Source organism: Thiomicrolovo sp. ZZH C-3 (genome assembly GCF_054862725.1).
Genome location: NZ_JBTKXX010000001.1, coordinates 1570267 through 1593271 on the forward strand (window position 1 = coordinate 1570267; position 23005 = coordinate 1593271).

Consider the following 23005-nt stretch of genomic DNA (forward strand, 5'->3'; position numbering starts at 1 on the left):
CCCGGAACCGGACTTGCATATTCTTCCCCGCAATAGGGCAGTTCTGTGCCCTAAAGAGGAGTTTCCATATATGACCATTGACGTCAACGTTAAAGCAACCAATGAGGATTTTCTCGACGATATCGACGAGATCATCGAGGATACGATGGTGCAGATCTTTTTTCTGCAGCCCGAAGATGAAGACGCGCTTGAAAAAGCCAAAGAAGAGGCCGAGGAGTACACCGCCCTCTTTTACACCGCCCCCCTCTCCGCGGGGGAGCAGAGCGATGCAAAATGCGTAGGCTACCGCGTCAAGGGCGCCGACGAACTGCGCGCCTCTTCCGTCACGGGCAAACCGCTCTTCGTGGATGAAGCCGACCTGGACGACGCGCTGCGCGCGCTTTTGATCGAGCGCGGCGACCAGGGGGTCATCCTCAACGCCACGCAGGCGCACGACGACCTCGAGCACTTCTTCGTCGCCATCGGCCCGTCCAACGTCAATGCCTTCGACCATGAGGTCCTCGCCGGTCTCTCCATGGACAAGATCATGCTGCAAAGCGGCTTCCCCGACCACGGCTTCGACGAGATCTTCCCGGCGGTCAAAACGATCTCGGACGCGATGTTCCGCCCCGAACACAGCATCATCGCCCGGGCGACCAAGCATGCCCTCTCCCTTGCGGGCCTGAAAAAATAGTCAGGAGAAACGCATGACCGATATTACAATGAACTGGCTCGCCGAAAACGATTACGACGCCAAGAACCTCGACCTGCAGGGCAGCTACGGCAACACGGCGCTTATGAAGGCTGCCCGCGAAGGCAACGCGGCGATCGTGCGCGAACTGCTCGACGCCGGCGCGGACATCATGCTCAAAAACGTCGACGGCAACACGGCGCTGTGGCTCTCCTGCTTCGGCGAAAACCCCGAGGTCGTTTCCATGCTCATCGATGCGGGCATCGAGCTTGACACGGCAAACGTCAACGGCGTCACCCCCCTGATGTACGCCGCCTCCAGCGGCAAAGAGGCGATGGTAAAGATGCTCGTGGACGCGGGCGCCGACGTCTCCATCAAGAACCCCGACGACTTTACGGCCCTCGACCTCGCCGTCACCCCGAAGATCCTCCGCCTCCTGCGGAAGAAATAAACCCGGACGGGGATTTCAAAGTCCTCTCTGCCCGGCCCCCGCATCCGAACCAAAGCATGGCAGCAACCTCTCCCCTTTTCCCCTGCCTTTAATACGAATAGGTATAGTAGAGATCGGCACCCTCCGCCGTCTGCTTATAATAGGCGATATACACCCGTCCTGACGCATCAACACCGATTGCCGGCATCAAATACGCTGCACCGTAGGTGTTTCGGGTGGTATTCAGATAATAGTATGTCCAAGCTCCTGATTGATTTGTGGAATAACAGAGGTAATAGGAGTCGCATTCCGAAGCGACATGGGCCAATTTGTTGTCGTCTGTAACCAGAACAGGTTTGGCTTGAACAAGGTACCCCGATCCTGCATATCCGGCATTTTCAACCTGCCATCCATATCCATTGTTAAAGTAATGTTTCAGGTAGTAGTACCCGTTCATTTTACTGGCAACAACGCGAGGATCATCGTAGATACCTTCTGCCATCGCAATATAGGCAACGTCTGCATCATCAAGGGGCATGACAGCTCCGTTCACTCCGTATTGGAAATAGAGGGCATTCCCCACGACATAGGCGAACCTTTCCACATTGTAGAAGCTCTCGATCACGATGGCTGACTGGCCATATCCGGGACAGACAAAAGGTGCATCGTTCAACGTCACTGTTGTCCATGCCCCCGGTGCGTTTGTCGTATACTTCAAACCTGCAATACTCTGATGCAGGACATGAATGGCATCATAAAAATCAATCGCGACAGACGCACTGCAGCTCTGATTCGCATCGATCACACTGCTGCTCCAACTCCCTGATGCGTTTTGCCAATGCGTCAACTGCCCCCCCGCATGAACGATGTGCACCACATTGCTCTTATCGACGACCATCGCGGCATCCGGAGGAGCTGCGTCGGTTTGAAGCACACTGCTTTGCCAACTGCCGCTTTTGTTCGTCAAATAACGCATCTCCGTTGTATTGGAATCCCGTCGACGGTACACGCTTTCAATGTGCACATTATTGTTACTGTCGATTGCCAGCGCAAGTTCATTGTCAGGGTCAAAGGCGGCATGCGTATCGAGTAATGTTGTATGCCACCCCGCTGTCGCCCTGATGAGCCGGCTGGGTGCACTCTCAATGTTTTCATCATTGACCGACGTCAATCGATAACTATAGGTCGTCATGTTGTTCAAAAGCATATGGGTAAACGGCGGGGTAATATTTTCAATTTTGCTGGCAGTCTCCATGTCAAAATTGTAATCTGTCGTGAAATAGAGGTTGTAGGCTCGGGCATGGGGTACCTCCTCCCAATCCAGTGTCATTTCCGAATCACCCGGGGTCACTGTAATGTTGTTCGGTGCCGATGCCACGCGGTTCACGATGAACGTTTCCGTTGCATATCCGCCGTCCTCATGACGCACGACAACGTCGATCACATTTTCTCCATATTCCAGCGTCGAGGCCAGATGAAAATACGGGACACAGGTACACCACAGACTACACTCTGTCAGCCACATTGCGGAACCACCCCCTTCCGCTCCGGTTGTCGAATTGTGCCATGTCACGGTCAAAAGGAGGGGGCCCGTATCGACGTCGCTGCAGGCCTGGGCATAGGTTTCGGTCAACCCAAAAACCTTGCCGGCGATCTGGATCTCATCTGACGAGGTGGTATAAATCGTCTCCCCTGTCCCCGGATCCGTACTTTCATACAGTACCGGAGCAACCGATGTAATCCAGAGTGTCCCGATCGACACCGGTTCCGAACCGCCGCTTCCATCCGAACCGCCGCACCCCTGAAGCAGGAAAACCGCTATCACCAACCCCGTCATTTGTGCCAACAACGTTTTAAACACCATATCAGCTTCTTTGAACTTAATCTCATTTCAGCGTATCACAGGCACCATAAAATAAATATAATACAACGCTCTTGGTGCAAGAAGGCATCTGGCTCACTTGATATAACTGTCCATGGAATCCTTCCCTGTCGCGGAGAACGCTTGCATAGTATAATGAGTCATAATAAGTGTAAAAAACCTCCAGGGGGAAGCCGTGAAGTACAAGCTCGTCATTTTCGATTTTGACGGTACCCTCGCCGACTCCTTCCCCTTTTTCCTGCGCGCGGTCAACGCCCTGGCCGAATCACACCGTTTCAGACGGATCGATGCGGAACAGGTCGAGACCCTGCGGCATTATGACGCGAAACGCATCATCAAGCAGCTGCATATCCCCTTGTGGAAAGTGCCGATTGTTGCGGCCCTTTTCAGAAAAAGCATGGCCCGCAATGTTGCACATATTCCCATCTTCCCGGGCGTGACGGAGATGCTGCACGCCCTGTCGCGGCGGGGCATCATCCTCAGCCTCGTGACAAGCAACTCCCAGGAAAACGTGCTGAAAATTCTCGGTCAGGAGAATACGGCGCTGTTCATGCATCCGCAGTACGGGACCGGTCTGTTCGGAAAAGCGTCGAAATTGAAAAAGATCCTGCGCCGGACAGGAACCGCTCCGGAGGATGCCATCTATATCGGGGACGAGATCAGAGACCAGGAGGCCGCCCTCACCGTCAAAATGGATTTCGGTGCGGTCTCGTGGGGCTACACCCATGAAGATGCTTTGAAGGAGCACTCCCCCGCAGCGATGTTTTACCGTGTCGGGGAGATTGCGCAGAGGCTGGCGTACTGACGCGCCGGTGTTGCAGCTGTTTTACAGTTCGCAGTATTCGAGGCCGTGTGCCTCGGCGACGGCAAGGTTGGTCAGTTTACCGTCATAGGTATTAAGCGCGCTGTGCAGCAGCGGGAATTTCGCGTAGGCTTCCTCACCGCCGAATTCGGCCAGTTTGAGCAGGTACGGCAGCGTCGCGTTGGTGAGCGCCATCGTCGAGGTGCGCGGGTACGCCCCGGGCATGTTGGCGACGCAGTAGTGCACGACCCCGTCAACAACATAGGTCGGCTCGGTATGCGTCGTCGCCCTGGAGGTCTCGAAACAGCCTCCCTGGTCGATAGAGACGTCAACGAGCACACTGCCCTCCCGCATGATGGAGAGCATCTCCTTGGTCACGAGTTTCGGGGCCTTCGCCCCGGGGATCAGCACCGTACCGATGACGACGTCCGTCGTCGGCAGCAGGGACTCGATGGCGTCCGTCGTGCTGTAGAGAGTGCTGACGTTCGCGGGAAGCACGTCGTTGAGGTAGTGCAGACGGGCCAGGTTAATGTCGAGGATCGTCACCTTCGCCCCCATCCCCGCCGCGACCTGCGCCGCGGAGATCCCTGCGACCCCGCCGCCGAGAATCAGGACATTGGCTTTTTCCGTCCCGACGACGCCGCCGGGCAGAATCCCCCGGCCGCCCTGGTAGCGTCCCAGGTAAAAGCCCCCCATGATCGCCGCCATCTTTCCGGCGACCTCGCTCATGGGTTCGAGCAGCGGCAGACGGCGGTCAACCTTGAGCGTCTCGTAGGCGTAGGCCTTGATCTTCTTCTCCAGCAGAAACTTGGTCTGCGCTTCGTCCGCGGCCAGGTGCAGGTAGGTAAAGAGGGTCTGCCCCTCCTTGAACAGGGGGTACTCCTGCGCAATCGGCTCCTTGACCTTGACAATAAGCTCCGCCGCGTCGAAGACAGCCGCGGCACCGTCAAGCAGTTCGGCACCGGCCGCGCTGTAATCATCGTCGCTGAAGCCGCTCCCCTCCCCCGCACTGGTCTGTACATAGACCGTATGGCCGTTTTTGACGAGCTCCTTGACCCCCGAAGGCGTCACCGCCACCCGGTACTCTTCCGTTTTGACTTCTTTTGGCACACCGATTTTCATGGGGTCCCCTTTAATGATTCGTGATATGGATTGTAACTAAAGGATAAATACTATCGTCTACATGCATTAACAATTCCCAAAGCGGGTTTCCTGCCTGTTTACCGTACTTTCATACCGCTGCCGTCATCAATTTGTCGTGTCGGTAATGTGATATGATATAGCAGATTGAAGCGGAAGGGTCCATTATCAAACGTATATGTCCGTTTTTTGTGTCGGTTTCCGTCCTTCGATGTCATCCAGCTCTTCTGTATCCCTAACATTTAGCAGTTCCTTCTTTACACCCTTGTACCATAACGGCTCTAATCTCTATCCACCGCGTCGTCACGAATTCAGGAGAAGATATTCATCTCACGCACCTTTATGAGATATCTATATGGAAAAAAACACTTGTACACTGTTCTTTTCCAAACTGTAACAGCCCCGTAATAACCTTCGATTAGTATTGCGCTTCGATTTCATGGGGAGCAAAGCTGCTCTTGCCTTCCCTCAGCCCCTCCGAAATGGATATTGCCTATGAAAACCGTACTGTTTTACCCCATCGCGATCGCAGCGGTGCTCACACTTCTTTCCGGCTGCGGGAGTACCAACGATCTCCCCGCCTCCGATTCCAATCTGTCGAACAGCGATGTCAATACGTCGATCATCGACAACAATACCTCGCTTCCCGACAGCAACACGACAATTATCGACAACAACACTACCGTCCCGGACAACAACACAACGATCGTCGACAACAACGGCACGGTCCCCGACAACAATACGACATCCCCTGTCACTCCCTGCAGCGGAACGGCTGTCATGCCCGAACGGCTCTTTCTGCAGCAGCTCGGCAGCAACCGCGTCATTATCAAATGGCGCGGCAACAAGGAGGGCGGTGCCGAAGCGGAAACGGTCTGTTTCGGTACCGCTGCCGCGCTGCTCCCCGCCGAGAGCGAAACGGCGGCAAGCATCACGGCAGCCGGACACAGGGAGGCCCTGATCACGGGACTGCAGCCGGACACGACCTACTACTACTCCGTCGGCGGGGCGGGTGCGGCCGATCCGGCGCACGCCTTTCGCACGGCACCCCTGACCGGCGAGGTCCCTTCGGACGGCAATACGCGCATCTGGCTCCTGGGCGATGCGGGTACGGCGGGCTTCTCCGGCATCCCCGGGGCGGAGCTGATAGCCGAACAGGGGGGCTATGACGCCGCCGACCAGATCGCCGTACGCGACGGTTTTTACCAGTGGCTCGCAGCCAACGGCGGCGAACCCGTCGACCTGATGCTGATGCTGGGGGACAATGCCTACCTGGAAGGCACCGACGAACAGTACCAAAGGGCGGTGTTCGACATGTACCCGGAGACCCTGGCGACTGTGGGGATGTGGTCGACCATCGGCAATCACGAGATGGGGCTGGCCGGCATGTCCGTCGCCGACACCCCCGATCTGTATATCTCCGGGACCGCAGCGGCGGAGGTCCTCAACCTGCTGAAGATTTTCCCGGACCTTTTCAATCAGCTCTCCTCCCTGATCGCCGACCTGCTGGCCCAGGATCCGACGCAGCTCGCCTCCGATTCGCGGATGCCGTATCTGAACATCCACACCTTCCCGACCCAGGGGGAGAACGGGGGAATTCCGAGCGGGACGGAACAGTACTACGCTTTTGATTACGGCAATGTCCACGTCGTCAGCCTGGATTCACAGCTGAGCGCACGCAATGCGGACAACCGCGCGGCGATGCTGGCATGGCTGCAGAGCGACCTGGACGCCAATACGAACGACTGGACCATCGTCATCTTCCACCATCCCCCCTACACCAAGGGCTCCCATGACTCGGACGATTATACCGGCGGTACCCGTCTGGGCACACGCGATCACGCAATGGACCAGCCCATTTTTGACATGCGTGAGACGTTTACGCCGATGTTTGAAAACTACGGCGTCGACCTGGTCTACAGCGGTCACAGCCACGTCTACGAGCGCTCCTATTACCTCCACAACCACACCGGCCTCTCCGATACGTTCGACGCGGCACAGCACGCGGAACTTAACGCAAACGGGGCGCCGGCCAGCGGCAGAGCGGAAGAGGGCGAAACCTATACGCAGATCACCCAAAGCGGCAGCGACGACAAAGTCGTCTATACCGTTGCCGGCAGCTCGGGACAGACCGGCGGGCTCGCGGCGGACGGTCCGCACCCGGCCCACTTTTTCACGGCGGCCGCACTCGGTTCCGTAGTCGTCGATGCGAACAAAACCGCGCTGAACGCCCGTTTTATCGACGTGAACGGCAGCGTGCTGGATCACTTCACCCTCACCCGCTAAACAGGAGTACCCCATGCAACACTTTGTCTTATGGTTGGCACTCCTCCTGCTTGCGGGCAATGTCCCTGCCGCTTTGGCGCATCCGGGAGCACACGAGCGCCTGGCGTTCCTTGACCGCCTGATCGCCCATGAGCCCGGGAACGCAACGCATTATCTCCACCGGGCGCAGGCGCACCTGGAGGCGGGACACCCGGACCACGCCTTCGAGGATATCGACGCCGCAGACCGTCTCGGCGCACCCCGGCAGGCTGCCATGCTGCGGGCGGAAGCCTATGAATACCGCGGTGAGCTTCTCAAAGCCAGAGAGGTTTATGATGCGATCTTGAAAGCAGCCCCGGACTACCGGCATGCACTGCTGCACCGCGCAGAGCTTCTAGAGGCGCTCAAACAGCCCATAGCCGCGCTCCGGGACTACCTGTCGCTGCTGGAACGGAACCCGGAAGCCGCCAGCGGGCAGTACCGAAGCGCCGCACATCTCATGCTGTCGCAACCGGCATACGGCGCCGATGCCGCGCTTGCCCTGCTCGACAAGCGCATGGCCGTAACGGGTCCCCTGCCGCAGCTGCAGGAGCCCGCCATCGAGATCGAGCTGGCACGCGGCAAAACATCCGCGGCGCTCAAACGCATGCACTCCCTCAACCCGCTAACACGCAAAACGCCGAAATGGAACTGCAAAATGGCGGAGATCCTACTGATGGAGGGTCGGCCCGAAGCGGCGGGGCACTATGTGGCATACGCGGAACAAGAGCTGAAACGGCGCGCACCTACGGCACAGAACAGAGCACTGTCGGCACGCGTCGCCCGTCTCAAGGCACAAACGGCGCATTAAACTGCCCGCATCAGCCGCGGCCGCCTTGTAGACCCGTTGCCCGTTTCGCTACACTAGCGGTAAGCAAGGAGCCCCGATGGATTATCAAGCCGTACTGAACGAGATCGCCGAGGAGATCAAGCCCTACATCGGAGAGGGCAGAGTCGCCGATTATATCCCCGCCCTGGCGGAGGTCGACCCGCAGCAGTTTGCAATGACACTGACCCTCTTCGACGGGACGCAGTACAGTGTCGGGGACGCCGATACCCTCTTCTCGATCCAGAGCATCTCCAAGGTCTTCACCTTCACGCTGGCGCTCGACGCCTACGGCTATGACCTCTACCGCCGCATCGGCCGCGAACCCTCCGGCAACCCCTTCAACTCCCTGGTGCAGCTCGAGTACGAACACGGGATTCCCCGCAACCCCTTCATCAACGCAGGCGCCATCAACGTCACCGACGCGCTGATCTCGCACTACGGCTCCGTCGCCCGTACCTCCAAGGAGATCCTGACCTTTATCCGCGAGATCGCCGACGACGGGATGATCGAAAGCGACAAAGAGGTGACGGAGTCGGAGATGCGGCACGGGTTCCGCAACCGAGCGCTGGCGAACCTGATGAAGAGTTTCGGCAACCTCGACAATGACGTCCTGGAGGTCGTGCACACCTATTTTGAGCACTGCGCCATCGCCATGAACAGCCGCACGCTGTCGCGCGCCATGCTCTACCTCGCCAACCACGGCGAAGACCCCATCACAGGCAAGGAGTTCATCACCCCGCAGCAGGCCAAACGGATCAACGCCGTCATGCTCACCTGCGGCCACTACGACGCCTCGGGCGATTTCGCCTTTCATGTCGGTCTGCCCGGCAAAAGCGGGGTCGGCGGGGGTATCGTTGCCGTCATCCCGAAAATGATGGGCCTATGCGTCTGGTCACCGGCGCTGAATGAACAGGGGAACTCCCTGGCGGGAACGAAAGCGCTGGAGCTCTTTACCAGTAAAACAGGATTGTCGATTTTTTAGGAGGAGCGTACCGGGGAGACCCGGTACGTATTTTAAACATAGGTCAAGCGGCGTCGGATCGTATGGAGGAGAATGCGCCGCCGTGGGGGTGGTGCTTAATACCGAAGTCTTAAAAGGGCACCCCTCAGGCCGTTGCCACAAGGGGCTTCAGGGGTACCCTCGCAGAAGATCTCAGTCCCAGAGGATCTCTTCGCAGCAGTCCGCCAGGGCATCGATGCAGTCAAACTCTTCGTTGAAGTGCATCTGTTCACAGTTGCAGTCATCATAGTGATGCAACAGGTGGTTAAAACTAAAATCTTCCAGCTCGATCATTTCACATTCAAACATTTTGTATCCTTTATGGCGGAACCGCTCCGGCTCCAAATTTACCTACTTGATACAATTACTGTTCCCGTTTTTCTCCTCAAATGTATGCAATTTTCATACTAATATTATAATAATAAGACAATTTTGTCGCATTTGTCGGAAATAGCCTGATATTTGTCACTAAAAAGAGTAAATCACTCTTTTTTAGGAGAGCTTTGCGTCGAAATAGTCCGTCATCTGTGCCAGCGTCGACACCATACCGTAATCCGCTTCGGGGACGTCAACGCCCAGTTTGTCGTTGAGCTCCGTCAGGATTTTCAGAAAATCGAAGGAGTCGATCTCCAGCGAACGCTGAATAGGGGCATCGGGGAGGATCTCCTCCTCCTCGACCTCCGGCGCGACCGCCATGATCGCATCTTTGATAGCGCGGCTGATTGCTTCTTTGGTCATTGTAATTGCTCCGGGTTTTGGAATAGGTCGTTCAGGGTCTGCAGGAAAAGTGCCCCTGTACGGCCGTCGGTAGCGCGGTGGTCGCCGGCCAGGGTGGCATGCATCACCTTGCGCACGCAGAGCGCGTCGCCCTCCGCCCAGGGCGCTTCGGTGATGCGCCCCAGCCCCACCAGGGAGACCTGCGGCGGGTAGATAACGCCGTAGACCCGCTCGACACCGAGGTCTCCCAGGTTGGTGACCGTCACGGTCTGGCGAGTCATCTCCGCGCTGCGCAGTTTGCCCGAGCGGGTGCGGGTGATCAGATCGTCGAGTGCCTTCATCGTACCGTCCAGATCAAGGGTCTGGGCATCAAGGATCGCCGGAGTGATCAGACCGCCCTTTCGCAGCGCGATAGCGATGCCGGGGTTGATGGACGCGCTCTGTTCCAGCGCCCCGTCGCGCCAGAAACCGTTCAGCTCCGGCACATGCTCCAGGGCCTTTGCAACCGCGCGGACAAGCATGGCGGCGGGCAGGACCCTGTTACGGATGCCGCGCTCGGCGTTGATCCCCTCAAGCCATGCAAGCGCGGGCGTCATATTGATCGGCGCGGAGAGGTAGTAGTGGGGGATCTCCGCATTCGACCGGCTCATCGCCGCGGCGATGGCCCGGCGCATCCCGTCTGCCGTTTCCCCCCTCGTCTCAACCGGCTCCGGTTTCGCTGCCTCACTCTGGGCGGCGGCTTCCACCCTGTTGAGATGGACGGGCTTTTCTCCCGATGCAAGCGCGGCGAGCTCCACCCCGAGCTCGGCAGCGCGTCTCCGCGCGGCCGGGGAGGCCCTGACACGCCCCTCTGCCTCCGCCGCCGGCACCGCTGCTTCCGCTTCGGCCTCCTCGGTTGCCTCCTCCGTGTCGGCACTCTCGGGTACCGCCACCGGCGCAGCGGGCACGGGGCTCTCCTCCGCGACGGCCGCGGTTTCGGCTATTTCGGACCCTTCAGCGCCTTCGGTGCGTATCAGGGCCATCGGCGTCCCCACCTTGCACTCCGTCTCCGGTGCCACGAGGAGTTTTTCAACAATCCCCTCCTCGAAGACCTCGATCTCGATCACCCCCTTGCTCGTCTCGACCTCGGCGATCACGTCGCCTTTTTTGACGCGGTCCCCCGCTTTGACATGCCACTCCATCAGCACCGCCGATTCCATATCTGCGCCCAGGCTGGGCATCTTGAACTCGCTCATGCATCCTCCAGCAACCGCCGGGCCGCTTCGACAATCTTGTCGGGCTGCGGGATCGCGGCATCTTCAAGATGCTTGGCATACGGCAGGGGGACTTCGACGGTACAGACCCGCGCCATCGGGGCATCCAGTTCGTAGAATGCCTGTTCATTGATCCGGGCCATGATCTCGGCGGAGATGCTGCCCGACTTCCACCCCTCGTCGACGATCAGGACGCGGTGCGTCCTGGTGACGGAGGCCACGATGCTTTCATCATCTAGCGGGCGCAGCGAACGCAGGTCGACAATCTCGGCCTCTATCCCCTCCTTGGCAAGGGTCTCGGCGGCTTCCAGCGCCTTGAAGAGACTGATACCGTAGGTAAAGATGCTCAGATCCTTCCCCTCCCGGTGCGTTTTGGCCCTGCCGATCGGCAGCGGCTGCGCCTCCGTATCCAGCTCCCCCTGCTTGTTGTAGAGCAGCGAGTTCTCGAACACCAGCACCGGGTCGGGGTCTTCGAGGGCGAGCAGCTGCATATCGTAGGCGTCCTGCACCGTTGCCGGGGTAAGTACCTTCAGCCCCGGGATATGCGCGAACCACCCCTCCAGGCTGTGCGAGTGCTGCGCGGCAAGCTGCTTGCCGCCGCCTGTGGCCATGCGGATCACCAGTGGGACGCTGAACTGCCCGCCGGACATATGCAGCAGGGTCGCCGCGTTGTTCATGATCTGGTCGAGTGCAAGCAGGCTGAAATTCACGGTCATAATCTCCACGATGGGACGCATGCCGTTGAGTGCCGCGCCGATACCGGTCCCGGTGAAGGCGGACTCGGAGAGGGGCGTGTCGATGATGCGCTCGCTTCCGAACGTCTCCATCATCCCCATGCTGACGGCAAAGCAGCCGCCGTAATGGCCGACGTCCTCGCCAATCAGAAAGACCCGTTCGTCGCGGTTCATCGCATCGGTGATCGCCTGCCGCACCGCTTCGCGGTAGGTTGTTTCAGTACTCATGGCGCCACCTCCGTGTAGACGAACCGTTCAAGATCTTCCATCGGTTCGGGCGTGCCGTTCTCTGCGAAGGCGACGGCCTCATCGACGATCCGCTCCACCTCCGTACCGATCGCTTCGATGTCAATCTCGTCCCAGAGCCCGGCCTCCTCCAGGCGTTTTTGCATAACGACAAGGGGCCCCTTCTTCTTCCATGCCTCCACCTCGCCCTTATCCCGGTAAAGTTCGGCATCGAACATGGAGTGGGCGCGGAAACGGTAGGTCAGGCACTCCAGGAAGACGGGCCCCAGCCCGTCACGGATCTCCTGCAGCGCCGTCTCCGCCGCCTCGGCCACCTTGAAGACGTCCATGCCGTCCACCTGCCGCGCTTCGAGCTTGTAGGCCGCCGCTTTGCGGGCGATGTTCGTTTCCGCTTCGCAGATCTCCAGCGCCGTGCCCATGGCGTAGCGGTTGTTCTCGCAGACAAAGAGGATCGGCAGCTGCCACAGCGATGCGAGGTTGAGGGATTCGTGGAATTCACCCTCGGCCACGGCGCCGTCACCGAAAAAGGCGACGGTCACGCGTTCGCGTCGCCTCATCTTGTCGGCCAGAGCCATCCCCACCGCCAGCGGGAGGCCGCCGCCGACGATGGCACTGCCGCCGTAAAAGCGGGTCTGGGCGTCAAAAAGGTGCATGGAGCCGCCCCGTCCGCGCGAGCACCCCTCGGCCCTGCCGTACATTTCGGCCATGATACGGTTCGCCGAAACGCCGCGGGCGAGGGCCTGGCCGTGCTCGCGGTATGTCGCCAGGACGTTGTCCTCGGGACGCAGGGCCTGCATAATGCCCGTCGCCACCGCCTCCTCACCGATATAGAGGTGCAGGAAGCCCCGTATTTTCTCCGCGCTGTAGAGCTCCACGCACTTCTCCTCGAAGCGGCGGATCAGCAGCATCATCCGGTAAAAGGCCCGTGATTTTTCCAGATCCATGTCGTTCTCCTTTAATCTTCCAGCGTGGAAATATCGCCCTCGGGGAGCCCAAGTTCGCGCGCTTTGAGCAGGCGGCGCATAATCTTGCCGCTGCGGGTCTTCGGCAGGTTCTCCTGGAACGCGATCTCTTTGGGCGCCACGGCGGCGCCGAGTTTCTTGCGGCCGAACCCGATGAGTTCGCGGTTAAGCGCGTCGCTGGGCTCGTAGCCCGGTTTGAGCGCGACAAAGGCCTTGACCAGCTGGCCGATGACGGGGTCGGGCCTGCCGATGACCCCGGCCTCCGCCACTGCAGGATGCTCCAGCAGGGCGCTTTCGACCTCAAAGGGCCCCACCATATGCCCCGAGGTCTTGATGATGTCGTCGGCCCGCCCGACGAACCAGAAGTAGCCCTCATCATCCCTGTAGGCTAGGTCCCCCGAGAGGTACCACTCCCCGACAAAGGATTGTTGATACTTCTCCTCGTTGTGCAGGTAGCCACGGAACATGGAGGGCCAGCCCGGCCGCAGTGCCAGTTCGCCCTCCCGGCCGGCCTCGGTCACCTCGCGCACGCCGCCGTCGTCACTGCGGCGCACGATCCCCGCGGTGATCCCCGGCAGCGGGCGCCCCATGGAGCCCGGGCGCACCGGCTGCGAGATCAGGTTGGCGATCATGATCCCCCCTGTCTCCGTCTGCCACCAGTTGTCGTGGATCGGCATCTTCAGCTTCTTTACGCCCCAGAGAACCGCCTCGGGGTTGAGCGGTTCACCGACGCTCTGTACAAGCCGAAGCCGGGAGAGGTCGTACTCCTCTGTCGGTTCGTTGTCGATGCGCATCAGCCGTCTTATCGCCGTGGGCGCCGTGTACCAGACGCTGATCTTCTCATCCTGCAGGATCCCGTACCAGCGCTGGGCATCGAACTCCGCCTCGTCGACGACGTTGGTCACCCCGTGCACCCAGGGGGCGATAATCCCGTAGGAAGTTCCCGTGACCCAGCCGGGGTCCGCGGTGCACCAGTAGATGTCGCCGGGGTGGAAATCGAGCACGTACTGCCCCGTCATCCAGTGGGTGTAGACGGCCTTGTGGACGTGCACGACCCCTTTGGGCTTGCCGGTCGTGCCGCTGGTGAAGTGCAGCACGGACATATCCTCGGGGTCGGTCGGCGGGATCGCAAAGGTGTCGGAGGCCTCCGCCATCAGTTTCGGGAGCGAAAGGACCTGACCGCTCTCATCCTCCTCGGCGTCGATCAGCAGCACGTAGCGGAGCTCGGGAAGCTGCTCCATTATGGGAAGGACTTTTTTCCGGAAGAGGCGCGACGTCGTCAGCAGAAGCCGCGCATCCCCGCCCTGCATCCGCTGCAGGATCGGTTCGGGCCCGAACTGCGAAAAGAGCGGACAGATGACACTGCGGTTTTTCAGCGTTCCTATCGCGCCGATATAGAGTTCGGGCAGCCGGGTCGACAGCATGAAGACGCGTTCCCCCTTGCCGATGCCGAGCCCCGCCAGGACATTGGCGAACCGGGCGGTGAGTTTTTTCATTTCGGCGAAGGTGAAGCGCCGCTTCTGCCCGTTCTCCCCCAGCCACAGCAGTGCCGTCTTGTCGGCCAGCCCCCCGTCGGCATGGCGGTCGATCGCCTCGTGGGCGATATTGAGCCCCCCGCCCTCCAGGCCGTCGAGATGCCCGCGGACGTTTTCCCACTCAAACGTGTTGTAAACGCCTTCGTAATCCATGAGATTCGGCACCTCAGGAAAGTTTTCCGGTGATTTCCCGATCCACTTCTCTTCCATCATTCCCCCCTTCTGCCCGCTTCAAGTTCGGAATAAACCAATAATAACATATAATATACGATAAGCGTGCAAACGGCCCGGCAGTTCTTACGGGTCGGAAAGGAGTGCAGCATGCACGAACCCATCACCTGGCGATTGCTGGAGAACGGCCGCGGTTCGGCCGGAGCGAACATGGCGCTGGACGAAGCGCTGCTGCAGGGCAGTAACACGCACGAACTCCCGGTGCTCCGCCTCTACGGCTGGGAGCCCTCGCTGACCTTCGGCCGCTTCCAGCACCCCGACGAGCACATCGACCTGCACGAAGCACGGCGGCAGGGGATCGCCTGCGTACGCCGTATGACCGGCGGCGGCGTCATGGCCCACGGCGGGGATCTTTCCTATGCGCTGGTATTGCCGCAGGACCGTGCGCACATGGGGGGCGTCAAGCAGAACTACCGCCGTCTGTGCGGATTCCTTCTGCGTTTTTACGAAATGCTGGGACTGGATGCCGCCTTTGCCGCCGAACGCGGGGGGCCGCTCTCCCCCTCCCCGGTCTGCGCTGCCGGGCATGAGGCGTACGATATCGTGATCGGCGGCAGAAAAATCGGCGGGAACGCCCAGCGCTATGCAAACGGGGCGCTTCTGCAGCACGGCAGTATCCCCCTTCGGATGGATGCGGAGCGGTTCGACGCGCTGCTGCGCAATGCGTCGCTAAAGCGGACGGCAACGCTGGAGAGCTTCGGGGTGGCTGCCGATTTCGACAACGTGTCCGGGGCCTTGAAAACGGCCTTTTGCGACGCCTTCGGGACGGAACTGCTGCCCGCAGAAACGCCGCGGTATGTCCGGGAACTGGCCGGGGTGCTTGAAAGCACAAAATACGCACGGGATGCCTGGAACCATGACGTCCTTCGAACGTAAACCCGCCTGGCTGCGCAAGCCGATCCGCCTCAGCCGCCTCGCCGAGGTCGAGGCGGTGCTGGCGCGGGGGAAACTGCACACGATCTGCCAGGAGGCGGCCTGCCCCAATATCGGCGAATGCTTCGCGAAAAAGACAGCGACCTTCCTGATCCTCGGGACCCGCTGTACCCGCGCCTGCACCTTCTGCAACGTTTCGCGCGGCGTGCCGGATGCCCCCGACCCCGAGGAGCCCGGAAACATCGCACTGACCGTGCAGCAGCTCGGCCTGCGGCACGTCGTCATCACCGCACCGACCCGCGATGACCTGCACGACGGCGGCGCAGAACATTTCGTGCGGACGGTCGGGGCGATCAAACGGCGTGACAAAACGGTCCGCGTCGAACTGCTCATCCCGGACCTTCGCGAAAATGGGGATGCCCTGGCGCGGATCGCGCGCAGCGGGGCGGAGATCCTCGGCCACAATCTCGAGACGGTGCCGCGCCTTTACCATGTACGCAAAGGCGCATCGTACGCGCGCTCCCTTCGCGTGCTCGAACGGCTCGCCGCCCTGGCCCCGGGTGCCGTGACCAAGAGCGGCATCATGCTGGGCTTCGGCGAGCGGGACGCCGAAGTGCTGGCCCTGATGCGGGACCTGCGCGACAGCGGCTGCGGACTGCTGAGCATCGGGCAGTACCTCTCCCCCTCGCCCCGCCACGCTCCGGTGACGGAGTACGTCGACCCGGCACGGTTCGACTTTTTCAAGCAGGCGGGTATGGCGATGGGCTTCCGCTACGTCATGAGCTCGCCCTACACCCGCAGCAGCTACCTTGCACACCAATACCTGGAGGAGAGATGAAAACATACGATACCGTGGTCATCGGGGCCGGCCCCGGCGGCTATGAAGCAGCCCTGGAGCTCGGCCGTGCAGGAATCGCCACGCTCCTTATCGAAGAGCAGAAGGTACGCATCGGCGGTACCTGTCTCAACGAGGGGTGCATCCCCGCCAAGCAGTACCTCGAAGCGGCCGATTTCGCATCGAAAGCCGCCTTTTTCCGGGAGCTTGACGTCGTGGAGACGACAACGGCGCTGGCGCTCGGCCGTCTGAAGGCGAAAACGGTGGCACTCCGGGACGAGATCCGCTCTGGGATGGTCTGGATGCTCGACCGCGCCGGAGTGGAGCTGATGTACGGAAGGGCAGCCTTTACGGATGCGCACACGCTGGAGGTGGACGGCGAGCCCGTCGCCTTCGAGCACTGCATCATCGCGACGGGTTCGGAGGTTCGGCAGATCCCGGCGCTGCCGGCGGACGGGAAGCGTATCATTACCAGCCGGGAGGTTTTCGACCTGGAACGTCTCCCGGCGTCGGTCGCGATCGTCGGCGGCGGGCCGATCGCCTGCGAATTCGCGACCTTCTTCAGCGCCTTCGGCACCGATGTCACCCTTATCATCCGCGGGACACAGCTGCTGAGCGCCGAAGACGAGGATGTCTCCAAGGCGCTGATGCGCGCCTTCCGGCAGCGCGGCATCACCATCATCACCGGCGCCGCACCCGAAAAGGCCGAGGCCGACGGAACCGGTGTACAGCTTCACCTGGGCGGGCAGGAACCGCTGGCGTGCGACCTCGTGCTCAGCGCAATCGGCCGCACCCCCAGGACCGGGACGCTGATGCTCGAAAATGCCGGTGTCAACTGCGACGGAAAGGGGTTCATCGACGTCAACCCGATGTTCCGCAGCTCCGCGCCCCACATCTATGCCGTCGGTGACTGCATCGCGACCCAGGCGGACGCGCATACCGCAAGCGCAGAGGGGCGGATCGCCGCGAAAAACATTGCCGGGTCTACCCTGAACAATCAACACCTCTCCCCCTCTGCGACCTTCAGCGAACCCGCCGTCGCCCGCTGCGGGATGACCGAACGCAAAGCGCTGGAGCAGGGGCGTGATGTCGTGATCAAGAAGGCCTATTTCAAAGCAAATGCCAAGGCGAAAATCATGGGGAACGACGCCGGGTTCGCCAAGCTCGTTGTCGATGCGGCAACCGGGACGATCCTCGGCGCGGCCATCGTGGGGATAGGTGCCGCAGAGGTGATCCATCTGCCGGCGATGGCCGTCGAACTGGAACGCACCGCCGACGAACTCAAATCGATGATCCGCATCCATCCGACCCTCTCGGAAATCGTCACGGCCCTCTAGCAGCTCCCCCTTCCGTGTGATCGCTGCCGTAACGCAGGGATCATTTCCCTCCTTTTGCCCGGCCTGTTCCGCTTTCGTATCAAAATTGCAAAGGCGTCGGCGATAACTATATAGTATTGCAAGGACCGCCATGAACCCGATAAGCACGAAACGCTCCCTGACCCACCTCACCGACCGCAAGGTACCCGTCTTCCTCTGGGGGCCTCCGGGCATCGGCAAATCCTCCATCGTCGCCCAGATCGCCAAGGAGAAGAACATCTCCTACATCGACCTCCGTCTCTCCCTCCTCGACCCGACCGACCTGCGGGGTATCCCTTTCTTTAATGCCGACTCCGGCGAAGCCGTCTGGGCCCCCGCCTCCTTCCTGCCCGACGGCAGCGAGACAGAGGGCATCCTCTTCCTCGATGAGCTCAACACCGCCGCGCCGATGGTACAGGCGTCGGCCTACCAGCTCATCCTCGACCGCAAGATCGGCGAGTACCAGCTCCCCGACGGCTGGGCCATCGTCGCCGCCGGTAACCGCGAGAGCGACCGCGGTGTCGTCTTCCGCATGGCCGCGCCGCTGGCCAACCGCTTCGTTCACCTGGAGATGGAAGCGAGCGTCGAGGACTGGAAACAGTGGGCCATCGGTGCCGGGATCGATCCGGCCATCATCGCCTTTATCTCCTACCGCCCCGACGCACTCTTCACCTTCGGTCAGGGCAAGGATGACAGCCGCTCCTTCGCAACGCCGCGGACCTGGGAGTACGTTAACGAGATCGTCGCCTCCGAGCCCGAACCGGACCTCATCATGCCTCTGGTCGCCGGCGCCATCGGCGAAGACCTCGCCGCGGCCTTCCTCGGCTTCAAAGTCGTCGCGGGCGAGCTCCCCGACCTTGACGGTATCTTCGACGGCAGCGTCTCCGCCGTCCCGACGGAGCCGGCGGCGCTGCATATGCTCAGCACCGCCCTGGCCATGCGCGTGGGCGAGGGGACCAGCAGCAAGAAGCTCAACAACCTCATCGCTTACACCCTGAAGATGCCGGGCGAATTTGCCGTCATGATCATCCAGGACCTGCGCGAACGCAAGATCGAACTCGACCACGTCGACAGCTGGACGCTTTGGATGCGCCAGTTCAACAACCTCCTGCACTAAGGGAATAATATGTCGTCAATATTCTCTGCCGCGCATGCGGCTAGCTTTTGTCCTCGGTACCCTGCGAAATTCCGCTTCGCTCCATGTGCCTCAGCGGCCAGCGTAGTATCCGGGGCTTTGCTCCGGGTACGTGGAAAACGAAATGTCTCCTGAACAGCTACTGACCAAAGCCAAGTCCCGGCTGACGATGAAGCACCCCTACTTCGGGATGCTCGCCTCCCGCCTGAAACAGGAGCCCAAAGAGGGTCTGCGCGGCTATGCCAGCAACGGTAAGCGTTTTTTGTACGACCCGGAGTTCATGGAACGCCGCAGCATCGAAGAGGTGATGTTCATCCTCACCAACTGCGTCATGCACCACGTCCTCTCTCACCAGCAGCGCCAGCTCGGACGCAAAGGGGGGCTCTGGCAGCTGGCCACCGATTACGCCATCAATAACCTCCTGCACAAAAACGGCCTGGCCATCCCCCAGGGAGCCAACTTCAACGAAGAGTTCGAGGGGATGTACGCCGAGGAGATCTACGACGCCCTCAAGGAGAGCTATTACAGCGACATTGATGACGCCTTCGGCAGTGAAGACGACGTGCCGCCTCCGCCGGGGATGCCGGGCGGTGCCGGTGAAGGGGGAGAGGAGGAAGACGACAGCGGCGCTTTCTCCAACCTCGGCAATATCGAGGAGGAGCTCGACGCCCAGAACGAGTCGGAGTGGCAGTACGCCTCTTCCGTCGCCCAGGAGGTCGCCCAGCGCAAAAGCGCGATGCCCTCGGGCATGGAGCGTCTCGGCAAGAAGGTCAAGGCCGCCGACGTCGACTGGCGTTTCGAACTCTATAACGCCGTCAACAAGCATATGCGCAACAACTACGCCTTCATGCCGCCGAACAAGAAGCACATCTACCGCGGGATCGCGCTGCCCTCCCTGGCCAGCGATACACTGAGCCTCTGCGTCGCCGTCGATACCTCGGGCTCCATCAACGAGGCGCTGCTGGGCGCTTTTATGGAGGAGTTCAAAAGCATTATGACGACCTTCCCCGCCATCCGGATCGAGCTGATCATCGCCGACGCCAAGGTGCACGGCCACTACAGTTTCCAGGGCGGCGAGAAGCTGGACTTCCCGCTTAAAGGGGGCGGCGGGACAGACTACCGCCCTGTCTTCGACTACATCGAGGCGGAACTGCCCATGACGACGATGCTTCTCTACTTCACCGACGGAGACGGCTGGTTCCCGCGCATCCCGCCGCCGTACGAGGTGCTCTGGGCCCTCTCAAGACCGGCCAAGGTCCCCTTCGGGCGCGGGCTGGTCATCTTCAACTCCTAGCCTTCAGGCCCGCAGGGCTACAATAACCGACACTTTTTTGTCGCGAGTATGCCACCATGTCCATCCAGACCATAATGATCATCGCTTTTACCGCCGCCACCGTCCTGGCCGCGTGGAAGCTCTACGCCTTTCTGCCCAACAAGCCGCTGCCCGATGACGACAGCAACGAAGCTTCCAAGGAGGAGCTGACCACCCTGATGCTCGAGGTGATCGATAAAGAACACCGCCACGAAGCGCCGCTCAGCGAACAGGAGCTCTTCGAGTATATCGTCCGGCACGAAGCCTTCGACAAAGAGCACTACTGGCGATTCAACCAGAACAAGCTTAACCAGCTGCTGCGCCGCTACTACCTCCACTACCCCCATACCGGTTCCATCCCTGCCATCTACGACCATCTCCGTGACACCAAAACGGACGATACGAAAAAAGAGGCGTGATGCAGTACGAAACACCCCTCATCCCCGGCACGCTTATCAAGCGCTACAAGCGTTTCCTTGCCGACATAAGGCTCGAAGACGGCAGCGTCGTGACGGCCCACTGCCCCAACTCCGGCTCCATGAAGGGGTACAAAGAAGAGGGGCTGCGGGTCTGGCTCAGCGAAAGCGACAACCCCAAACGCAAGCTGCGCTACACCTGGGAGCTCGTCGAGGATGCCGACAGGGAAACGGTGATGGTCCATGCGGCCCGGGCCAATGCCCTCGCCGAAGAGGCGGTCCGCGAAGGGGTCGTCACGGAACTGCAGGGGTATGACCGCCTGCGCCGGGAGGTGAAATACGGCAGCCGGAACAGCCGGATCGACCTGCTGCTCGAGAAAGGGGATGCGAAGTGTTTCGTAGAAGTCAAAAGCGTCACCCTGCGCGAAGGCGACACGCTGATGTTCCCCGACGCCATCACGACGAGGGGGCAGAAACACCTCGAAGAGCTGATGGAAGTCAAAGCCAAAGGCGACCGTGCCGTGCTCTTCTTCGCCGTGCTGCGCGAAGGGGGGCGCCGCTTCGAACCTGCCGCGCATATCGACCCCACCTATGCCGCGCTGCTGGCGCAGGCGAAAGATGCCGGCGTTGAAGTGCTGATCTACCGGGCGTCGTTCGCCCTGGAGGGGGTTGTCCTGGATGAACGCATCGGCTGAAACCGCTTTCCAGAGTACCGTCTGACGCGGATCGCAAAAAAGGCTGTTACAATGCGCGTTAGATTTTTTCTGGAGCTTAAACTATGACCCGTCTATTTTTCCTTTTATTTTTCGCGGCGACCTGGCTGGGCGCCGAGTCCATCTTTACCCTGCGCGGCGTCGACAAGGTCTATCCCGTCGTCGACATTGCCGGCGAAAAAGTGCCCAAAAGCAGCAAAGCCTACCTCCGCGAGGCCCTTGCCGCCACAACCGATGAGCTCGGGATCGACACAAAAGGCTACAGCGGCCGCTCCCTCGCGCTCCTTGTCTCGGAACAGTATGTGGGCAAAAGCGTACTGATCGACGTCCGGCTCGTGATCGGCGAACAGGTCCAGCGCGCCGGGGCGGAGGACAAGGTCTTCGCCCTGACCTACCAGAACGCTCTCGCTTTTCCCTACAGCAAAGAGACGATCGAGGAGAACCTCGAAGACAGCGTCGACGAACTGCTGGCCAAGTTCGCCGACCAGTACGCCCAGGAGCGCGGCACGCTCAAACGCGTCAAGGAAAAAGGGAGCCTCGCGGCATCGCTGGAATATGAGACGAACTTCGTCCATGCCGTCATGCGGGCCAAAAAAGAGCACAAAAACGTCATGCTCGTCCTGGTCGCGAACTACTGCCCCTGGTGCCGGAAGTTCGAAGAGCTCGTCCTGCGCAAAGAGGATGTCAACGCCCTCGTACACCAAAAATACGTCCCCGTGATCCTCAACAAGGAGAAAGATGCCTTCCCGCCGGAATTCAACATCTCCTTTACCCCCGTCGTGCACTTTATCAACCCTGAGACGCTGAAGGGGTACCACACCGTCGCCGGCTACAACAGCCGCGAGGAGTTCATTCACTGGCTGAAAGCGGACAAACGTCCCTGAACAGGGAAGTTGACCCGTTGCTCCCCATACAGTACAATGCCCCAAACCGATTGCTTTGACGAAGGAAGAAAATGAAATTACGCCCGCTGATTCTGGCCGCATCGGCCGCTGCCGCGCTGACGTTCTCCGGCTGCGGCGAGGACAGCTCAACCGAACTGCGCGTCCACCTGCTGACGATGATCAATGCCCTGGATAGCAATATCTCCGCCCACCATTTCTACGGCGACATCACACCGCTGGCGCCAAAGACATCCCTCGACGACGACTACGAAGACGTTTCCGAAGCCCCCAGTATCTGGTATACATCGACAACTGTAACGAAAGAAAATAGCCAAGTGACGATCTCCCAGGGGCACTTCATCAATGCCTATATCGCGACCGACTGCCAGGATGACGGCGGAAAACCGCATATGTATCTCTACCATACGCCCAACCCCGGCTCGCTCAATGTCGTTAATACGACCAATACCAATTTCAACATAGACTTCGGCGGCACGACGGGTCAGCAGTACTTCGGCGCCTGCGCCGTGCGAGAGTTTGACGGGGCCGCGCTTTCCGATCAAAGCAGTATCGATGTTACCGTCGACAGTCAAACCTACACGATCGACCTGCCGCAGAACGGGGGCGTTTACGACGTCGTCATCTACCCGACAGATACGCCTCCCTATGTTGGCGTCAAAGAGTTCTCCGTCAAGGCTTTCAAAGGCTGATCGCCGCGACCTTCCCAGCGCTGATGCCGCTTCTGCG

Annotated in this window: 23 protein-coding genes; 15 read left to right on the forward strand and 8 right to left on the reverse strand. The window is 60.2% G+C overall.

Going from position 1 to position 23005, the window contains the following annotated elements; genetic code table 11:
- The first annotated feature begins 70 nt into the window (after positions 1–70).
- Positions 71–673: a hypothetical protein gene (locus tag ACXWTF_RS08150; RefSeq protein WP_461714503.1), complete on the forward strand. Its 603-nt coding sequence runs from the start codon at positions 71–73 to the stop codon at positions 671–673.
- Between the two features lie 13 nt (positions 674–686).
- The gene (locus tag ACXWTF_RS08155) at positions 687–1121 is read left to right on the forward strand and encodes an ankyrin repeat domain-containing protein (protein ID WP_461714504.1); all 435 of its coding nucleotides are present in this window, start codon (positions 687–689) and stop codon (positions 1119–1121) included.
- Positions 1122–1209: 88 nt separating this feature from the next.
- Here ACXWTF_RS08155 and ACXWTF_RS08160 read toward each other — a convergent pair whose 3' ends face one another.
- Positions 1210–2964 (reverse strand): hypothetical protein, encoded by a 1755-nt coding sequence (locus ACXWTF_RS08160; protein ID WP_461714505.1) that lies wholly within the window; start codon positions 2962–2964, stop codon positions 1210–1212.
- Positions 2965–3157: 193 nt separating this feature from the next.
- Between ACXWTF_RS08160 and ACXWTF_RS08165 the strand changes: the two genes are divergently transcribed.
- Positions 3158–3787, forward strand: coding sequence for an HAD hydrolase-like protein (locus ACXWTF_RS08165; protein WP_461714506.1), 630 nt, complete (start codon positions 3158–3160; stop codon positions 3785–3787).
- Positions 3788–3808: 21 nt separating this feature from the next.
- On the opposite strand, the gene ald is transcribed toward ACXWTF_RS08165, so the two are convergent.
- On the reverse strand, positions 3809–4906 hold the full coding sequence (ald, locus tag ACXWTF_RS08170) for an alanine dehydrogenase (RefSeq protein ID WP_461714507.1): 1098 nt from the start codon (positions 4904–4906) through the stop codon (positions 3809–3811).
- Between the two features lie 513 nt (positions 4907–5419).
- Between ald and ACXWTF_RS08175 the strand changes: the two genes are divergently transcribed.
- The 3 genes from ACXWTF_RS08175 to ACXWTF_RS08185 all read left to right on the forward strand — a co-directional run bounded on the left by ACXWTF_RS08175 (position 5420) and on the right by ACXWTF_RS08185 (position 9039).
- Positions 5420–7210 (forward strand): metallophosphoesterase, encoded by a 1791-nt coding sequence (locus ACXWTF_RS08175; RefSeq protein WP_461714508.1) that lies wholly within the window; start codon positions 5420–5422, stop codon positions 7208–7210.
- 13 nt (positions 7211–7223) lie between these two features.
- Entirely contained in the window at positions 7224–8039 is an 816-nt protein-coding gene (locus tag ACXWTF_RS08180; RefSeq protein WP_461714509.1) for a tetratricopeptide repeat protein, read from the forward strand.
- Positions 8040–8115: 76 nt separating this feature from the next.
- Positions 8116–9039, forward strand: a complete 924-nt coding sequence (locus ACXWTF_RS08185) for a glutaminase (RefSeq protein ID WP_461714510.1) — start codon at positions 8116–8118, stop codon at positions 9037–9039.
- Positions 9040–9210: 171 nt separating this feature from the next.
- Here the strand turns inward: ACXWTF_RS08185 and ACXWTF_RS08190 are convergent, their stop codons facing one another.
- The 6 genes from ACXWTF_RS08190 to acsA all read right to left on the reverse strand — a co-directional run bounded on the left by ACXWTF_RS08190 (position 9211) and on the right by acsA (position 14714).
- Positions 9211–9366: a hypothetical protein gene (locus ACXWTF_RS08190; RefSeq protein ID WP_461714511.1), complete on the reverse strand. Its 156-nt coding sequence runs from the start codon at positions 9364–9366 to the stop codon at positions 9211–9213.
- Between the two features lie 183 nt (positions 9367–9549).
- The gene (locus tag ACXWTF_RS08195) at positions 9550–9795 is read right to left on the reverse strand and encodes an acyl carrier protein (RefSeq protein ID WP_461714512.1); all 246 of its coding nucleotides are present in this window, start codon (positions 9793–9795) and stop codon (positions 9550–9552) included.
- Positions 9792–11009, reverse strand: coding sequence for a dihydrolipoamide acetyltransferase family protein (locus ACXWTF_RS08200; protein ID WP_461714513.1), 1218 nt, complete (start codon positions 11007–11009; stop codon positions 9792–9794). The genes ACXWTF_RS08195 and ACXWTF_RS08200 overlap by 4 nt, the downstream gene beginning before the upstream one ends.
- Entirely contained in the window at positions 11006–11989 is a 984-nt protein-coding gene (locus ACXWTF_RS08205; protein WP_461714514.1) for an alpha-ketoacid dehydrogenase subunit beta, read from the reverse strand. The genes ACXWTF_RS08200 and ACXWTF_RS08205 overlap by 4 nt, the downstream gene beginning before the upstream one ends.
- A complete protein-coding gene (gene pdhA / locus ACXWTF_RS08210; protein ID WP_461714515.1) occupies positions 11986–12951 on the reverse strand; it encodes a pyruvate dehydrogenase (acetyl-transferring) E1 component subunit alpha in 966 nt (321 codons plus the stop codon). Before pdhA ends, ACXWTF_RS08205 begins: the two co-directional genes overlap by 4 nt.
- A gap of 11 nt (positions 12952–12962) precedes the next feature.
- A complete protein-coding gene (gene acsA, locus ACXWTF_RS08215; protein WP_461714516.1) occupies positions 12963–14714 on the reverse strand; it encodes an acetate--CoA ligase in 1752 nt (583 codons plus the stop codon).
- A gap of 111 nt (positions 14715–14825) precedes the next feature.
- On the opposite strand from acsA, the gene ACXWTF_RS08220 reads away from it, so the two are divergent.
- The 9 genes from ACXWTF_RS08220 (at position 14826) to ACXWTF_RS08260 (ending at position 22968) form a co-directional block, all read left to right on the forward strand.
- The gene (locus tag ACXWTF_RS08220; RefSeq protein ID WP_461714517.1) at positions 14826–15611 is read left to right on the forward strand and encodes a lipoate--protein ligase family protein; all 786 of its coding nucleotides are present in this window, start codon (positions 14826–14828) and stop codon (positions 15609–15611) included.
- The gene (gene lipA / locus ACXWTF_RS08225) at positions 15580–16446 is read left to right on the forward strand and encodes a lipoyl synthase (protein ID WP_461714518.1); all 867 of its coding nucleotides are present in this window, start codon (positions 15580–15582) and stop codon (positions 16444–16446) included. Before ACXWTF_RS08220 ends, lipA begins: the two co-directional genes overlap by 32 nt.
- A complete protein-coding gene (locus tag ACXWTF_RS08230) occupies positions 16443–17780 on the forward strand; it encodes a dihydrolipoyl dehydrogenase family protein (RefSeq protein ID WP_461714519.1) in 1338 nt (445 codons plus the stop codon). The genes lipA and ACXWTF_RS08230 overlap by 4 nt, the downstream gene beginning before the upstream one ends.
- 130 nt (positions 17781–17910) lie before the next feature.
- Positions 17911–18915, forward strand: coding sequence for an AAA family ATPase (locus ACXWTF_RS08235; RefSeq protein ID WP_461714520.1), 1005 nt, complete (start codon positions 17911–17913; stop codon positions 18913–18915).
- A gap of 142 nt (positions 18916–19057) precedes the next feature.
- A complete protein-coding gene (locus tag ACXWTF_RS08240; RefSeq protein WP_461714521.1) occupies positions 19058–20227 on the forward strand; it encodes a vWA domain-containing protein in 1170 nt (389 codons plus the stop codon).
- Between the two features lie 56 nt (positions 20228–20283).
- Entirely contained in the window at positions 20284–20664 is a 381-nt protein-coding gene (locus ACXWTF_RS08245; RefSeq protein ID WP_461714522.1) for a hypothetical protein, read from the forward strand.
- The gene (sfsA, locus tag ACXWTF_RS08250; RefSeq protein WP_461714523.1) at positions 20664–21356 is read left to right on the forward strand and encodes a DNA/RNA nuclease SfsA; all 693 of its coding nucleotides are present in this window, start codon (positions 20664–20666) and stop codon (positions 21354–21356) included. Before ACXWTF_RS08245 ends, sfsA begins: the two co-directional genes overlap by 1 nt.
- Before the next feature lie 83 nt (positions 21357–21439).
- Complete coding sequence (locus ACXWTF_RS08255) at positions 21440–22258, forward strand: thioredoxin family protein (protein ID WP_461714524.1); 819 nt, start codon at positions 21440–21442, stop codon at positions 22256–22258.
- A gap of 71 nt (positions 22259–22329) precedes the next feature.
- On the forward strand, positions 22330–22968 hold the full coding sequence (locus ACXWTF_RS08260; protein WP_461714525.1) for a hypothetical protein: 639 nt from the start codon (positions 22330–22332) through the stop codon (positions 22966–22968).
- Positions 22969–23005 lie beyond the last annotated feature (37 nt).

What these genes read in the sequence shown, in the direction of transcription:
- ACXWTF_RS08155 (WP_461714504.1), top strand. Translation starts at nt 687, where the DNA reads ATGACCGATATTACAATGAACTGGCTCGCCGAAAACGATTACGACGCC.
- ACXWTF_RS08180 (WP_461714509.1), top strand. Translation starts at nt 7,224, where the DNA reads ATGCAACACTTTGTCTTATGGTTGGCACTCCTCCTGCTTGCGGGCAAT.
- ACXWTF_RS08185 (WP_461714510.1), top strand. Translation starts at nt 8,116, where the DNA reads ATGGATTATCAAGCCGTACTGAACGAGATCGCCGAGGAGATCAAGCCC.
- ACXWTF_RS08230 (WP_461714519.1), top strand. Translation starts at nt 16,443, where the DNA reads ATGAAAACATACGATACCGTGGTCATCGGGGCCGGCCCCGGCGGCTAT.
- ACXWTF_RS08235 (WP_461714520.1), top strand. Translation starts at nt 17,911, where the DNA reads ATGAACCCGATAAGCACGAAACGCTCCCTGACCCACCTCACCGACCGC.
- ACXWTF_RS08175 (WP_461714508.1), top strand. Translation starts at nt 5,420, where the DNA reads ATGAAAACCGTACTGTTTTACCCCATCGCGATCGCAGCGGTGCTCACA.
- ACXWTF_RS08260 (WP_461714525.1), top strand. Translation starts at nt 22,330, where the DNA reads ATGAAATTACGCCCGCTGATTCTGGCCGCATCGGCCGCTGCCGCGCTG.
- ACXWTF_RS08255 (WP_461714524.1), top strand. Translation starts at nt 21,440, where the DNA reads ATGACCCGTCTATTTTTCCTTTTATTTTTCGCGGCGACCTGGCTGGGC.
- pdhA (WP_461714515.1), bottom strand. Translation starts at nt 12,951, where the DNA reads ATGGATCTGGAAAAATCACGGGCCTTTTACCGGATGATGCTGCTGATC.
- ACXWTF_RS08195 (WP_461714512.1), bottom strand. Translation starts at nt 9,795, where the DNA reads ATGACCAAAGAAGCAATCAGCCGCGCTATCAAAGATGCGATCATGGCG.
- ACXWTF_RS08245 (WP_461714522.1), top strand. Translation starts at nt 20,284, where the DNA reads ATGTCCATCCAGACCATAATGATCATCGCTTTTACCGCCGCCACCGTC.
- ACXWTF_RS08150 (WP_461714503.1), top strand. Translation starts at nt 71, where the DNA reads ATGACCATTGACGTCAACGTTAAAGCAACCAATGAGGATTTTCTCGAC.
- ACXWTF_RS08205 (WP_461714514.1), bottom strand. Translation starts at nt 11,989, where the DNA reads ATGAGTACTGAAACAACCTACCGCGAAGCGGTGCGGCAGGCGATCACC.
- sfsA (WP_461714523.1), top strand. Translation starts at nt 20,664, where the DNA reads ATGCAGTACGAAACACCCCTCATCCCCGGCACGCTTATCAAGCGCTAC.
- ACXWTF_RS08240 (WP_461714521.1), top strand. Translation starts at nt 19,058, where the DNA reads ATGTCTCCTGAACAGCTACTGACCAAAGCCAAGTCCCGGCTGACGATG.
- ACXWTF_RS08160 (WP_461714505.1), bottom strand. Translation starts at nt 2,964, where the DNA reads ATGGTGTTTAAAACGTTGTTGGCACAAATGACGGGGTTGGTGATAGCG.
- lipA (WP_461714518.1), top strand. Translation starts at nt 15,580, where the DNA reads ATGCCTGGAACCATGACGTCCTTCGAACGTAAACCCGCCTGGCTGCGC.
- ald (WP_461714507.1), bottom strand. Translation starts at nt 4,906, where the DNA reads ATGAAAATCGGTGTGCCAAAAGAAGTCAAAACGGAAGAGTACCGGGTG.
- ACXWTF_RS08200 (WP_461714513.1), bottom strand. Translation starts at nt 11,009, where the DNA reads ATGAGCGAGTTCAAGATGCCCAGCCTGGGCGCAGATATGGAATCGGCG.
- ACXWTF_RS08220 (WP_461714517.1), top strand. Translation starts at nt 14,826, where the DNA reads ATGCACGAACCCATCACCTGGCGATTGCTGGAGAACGGCCGCGGTTCG.
- acsA (WP_461714516.1), bottom strand. Translation starts at nt 14,714, where the DNA reads ATGGAAGAGAAGTGGATCGGGAAATCACCGGAAAACTTTCCTGAGGTG.
- ACXWTF_RS08190 (WP_461714511.1), bottom strand. Translation starts at nt 9,366, where the DNA reads ATGTTTGAATGTGAAATGATCGAGCTGGAAGATTTTAGTTTTAACCAC.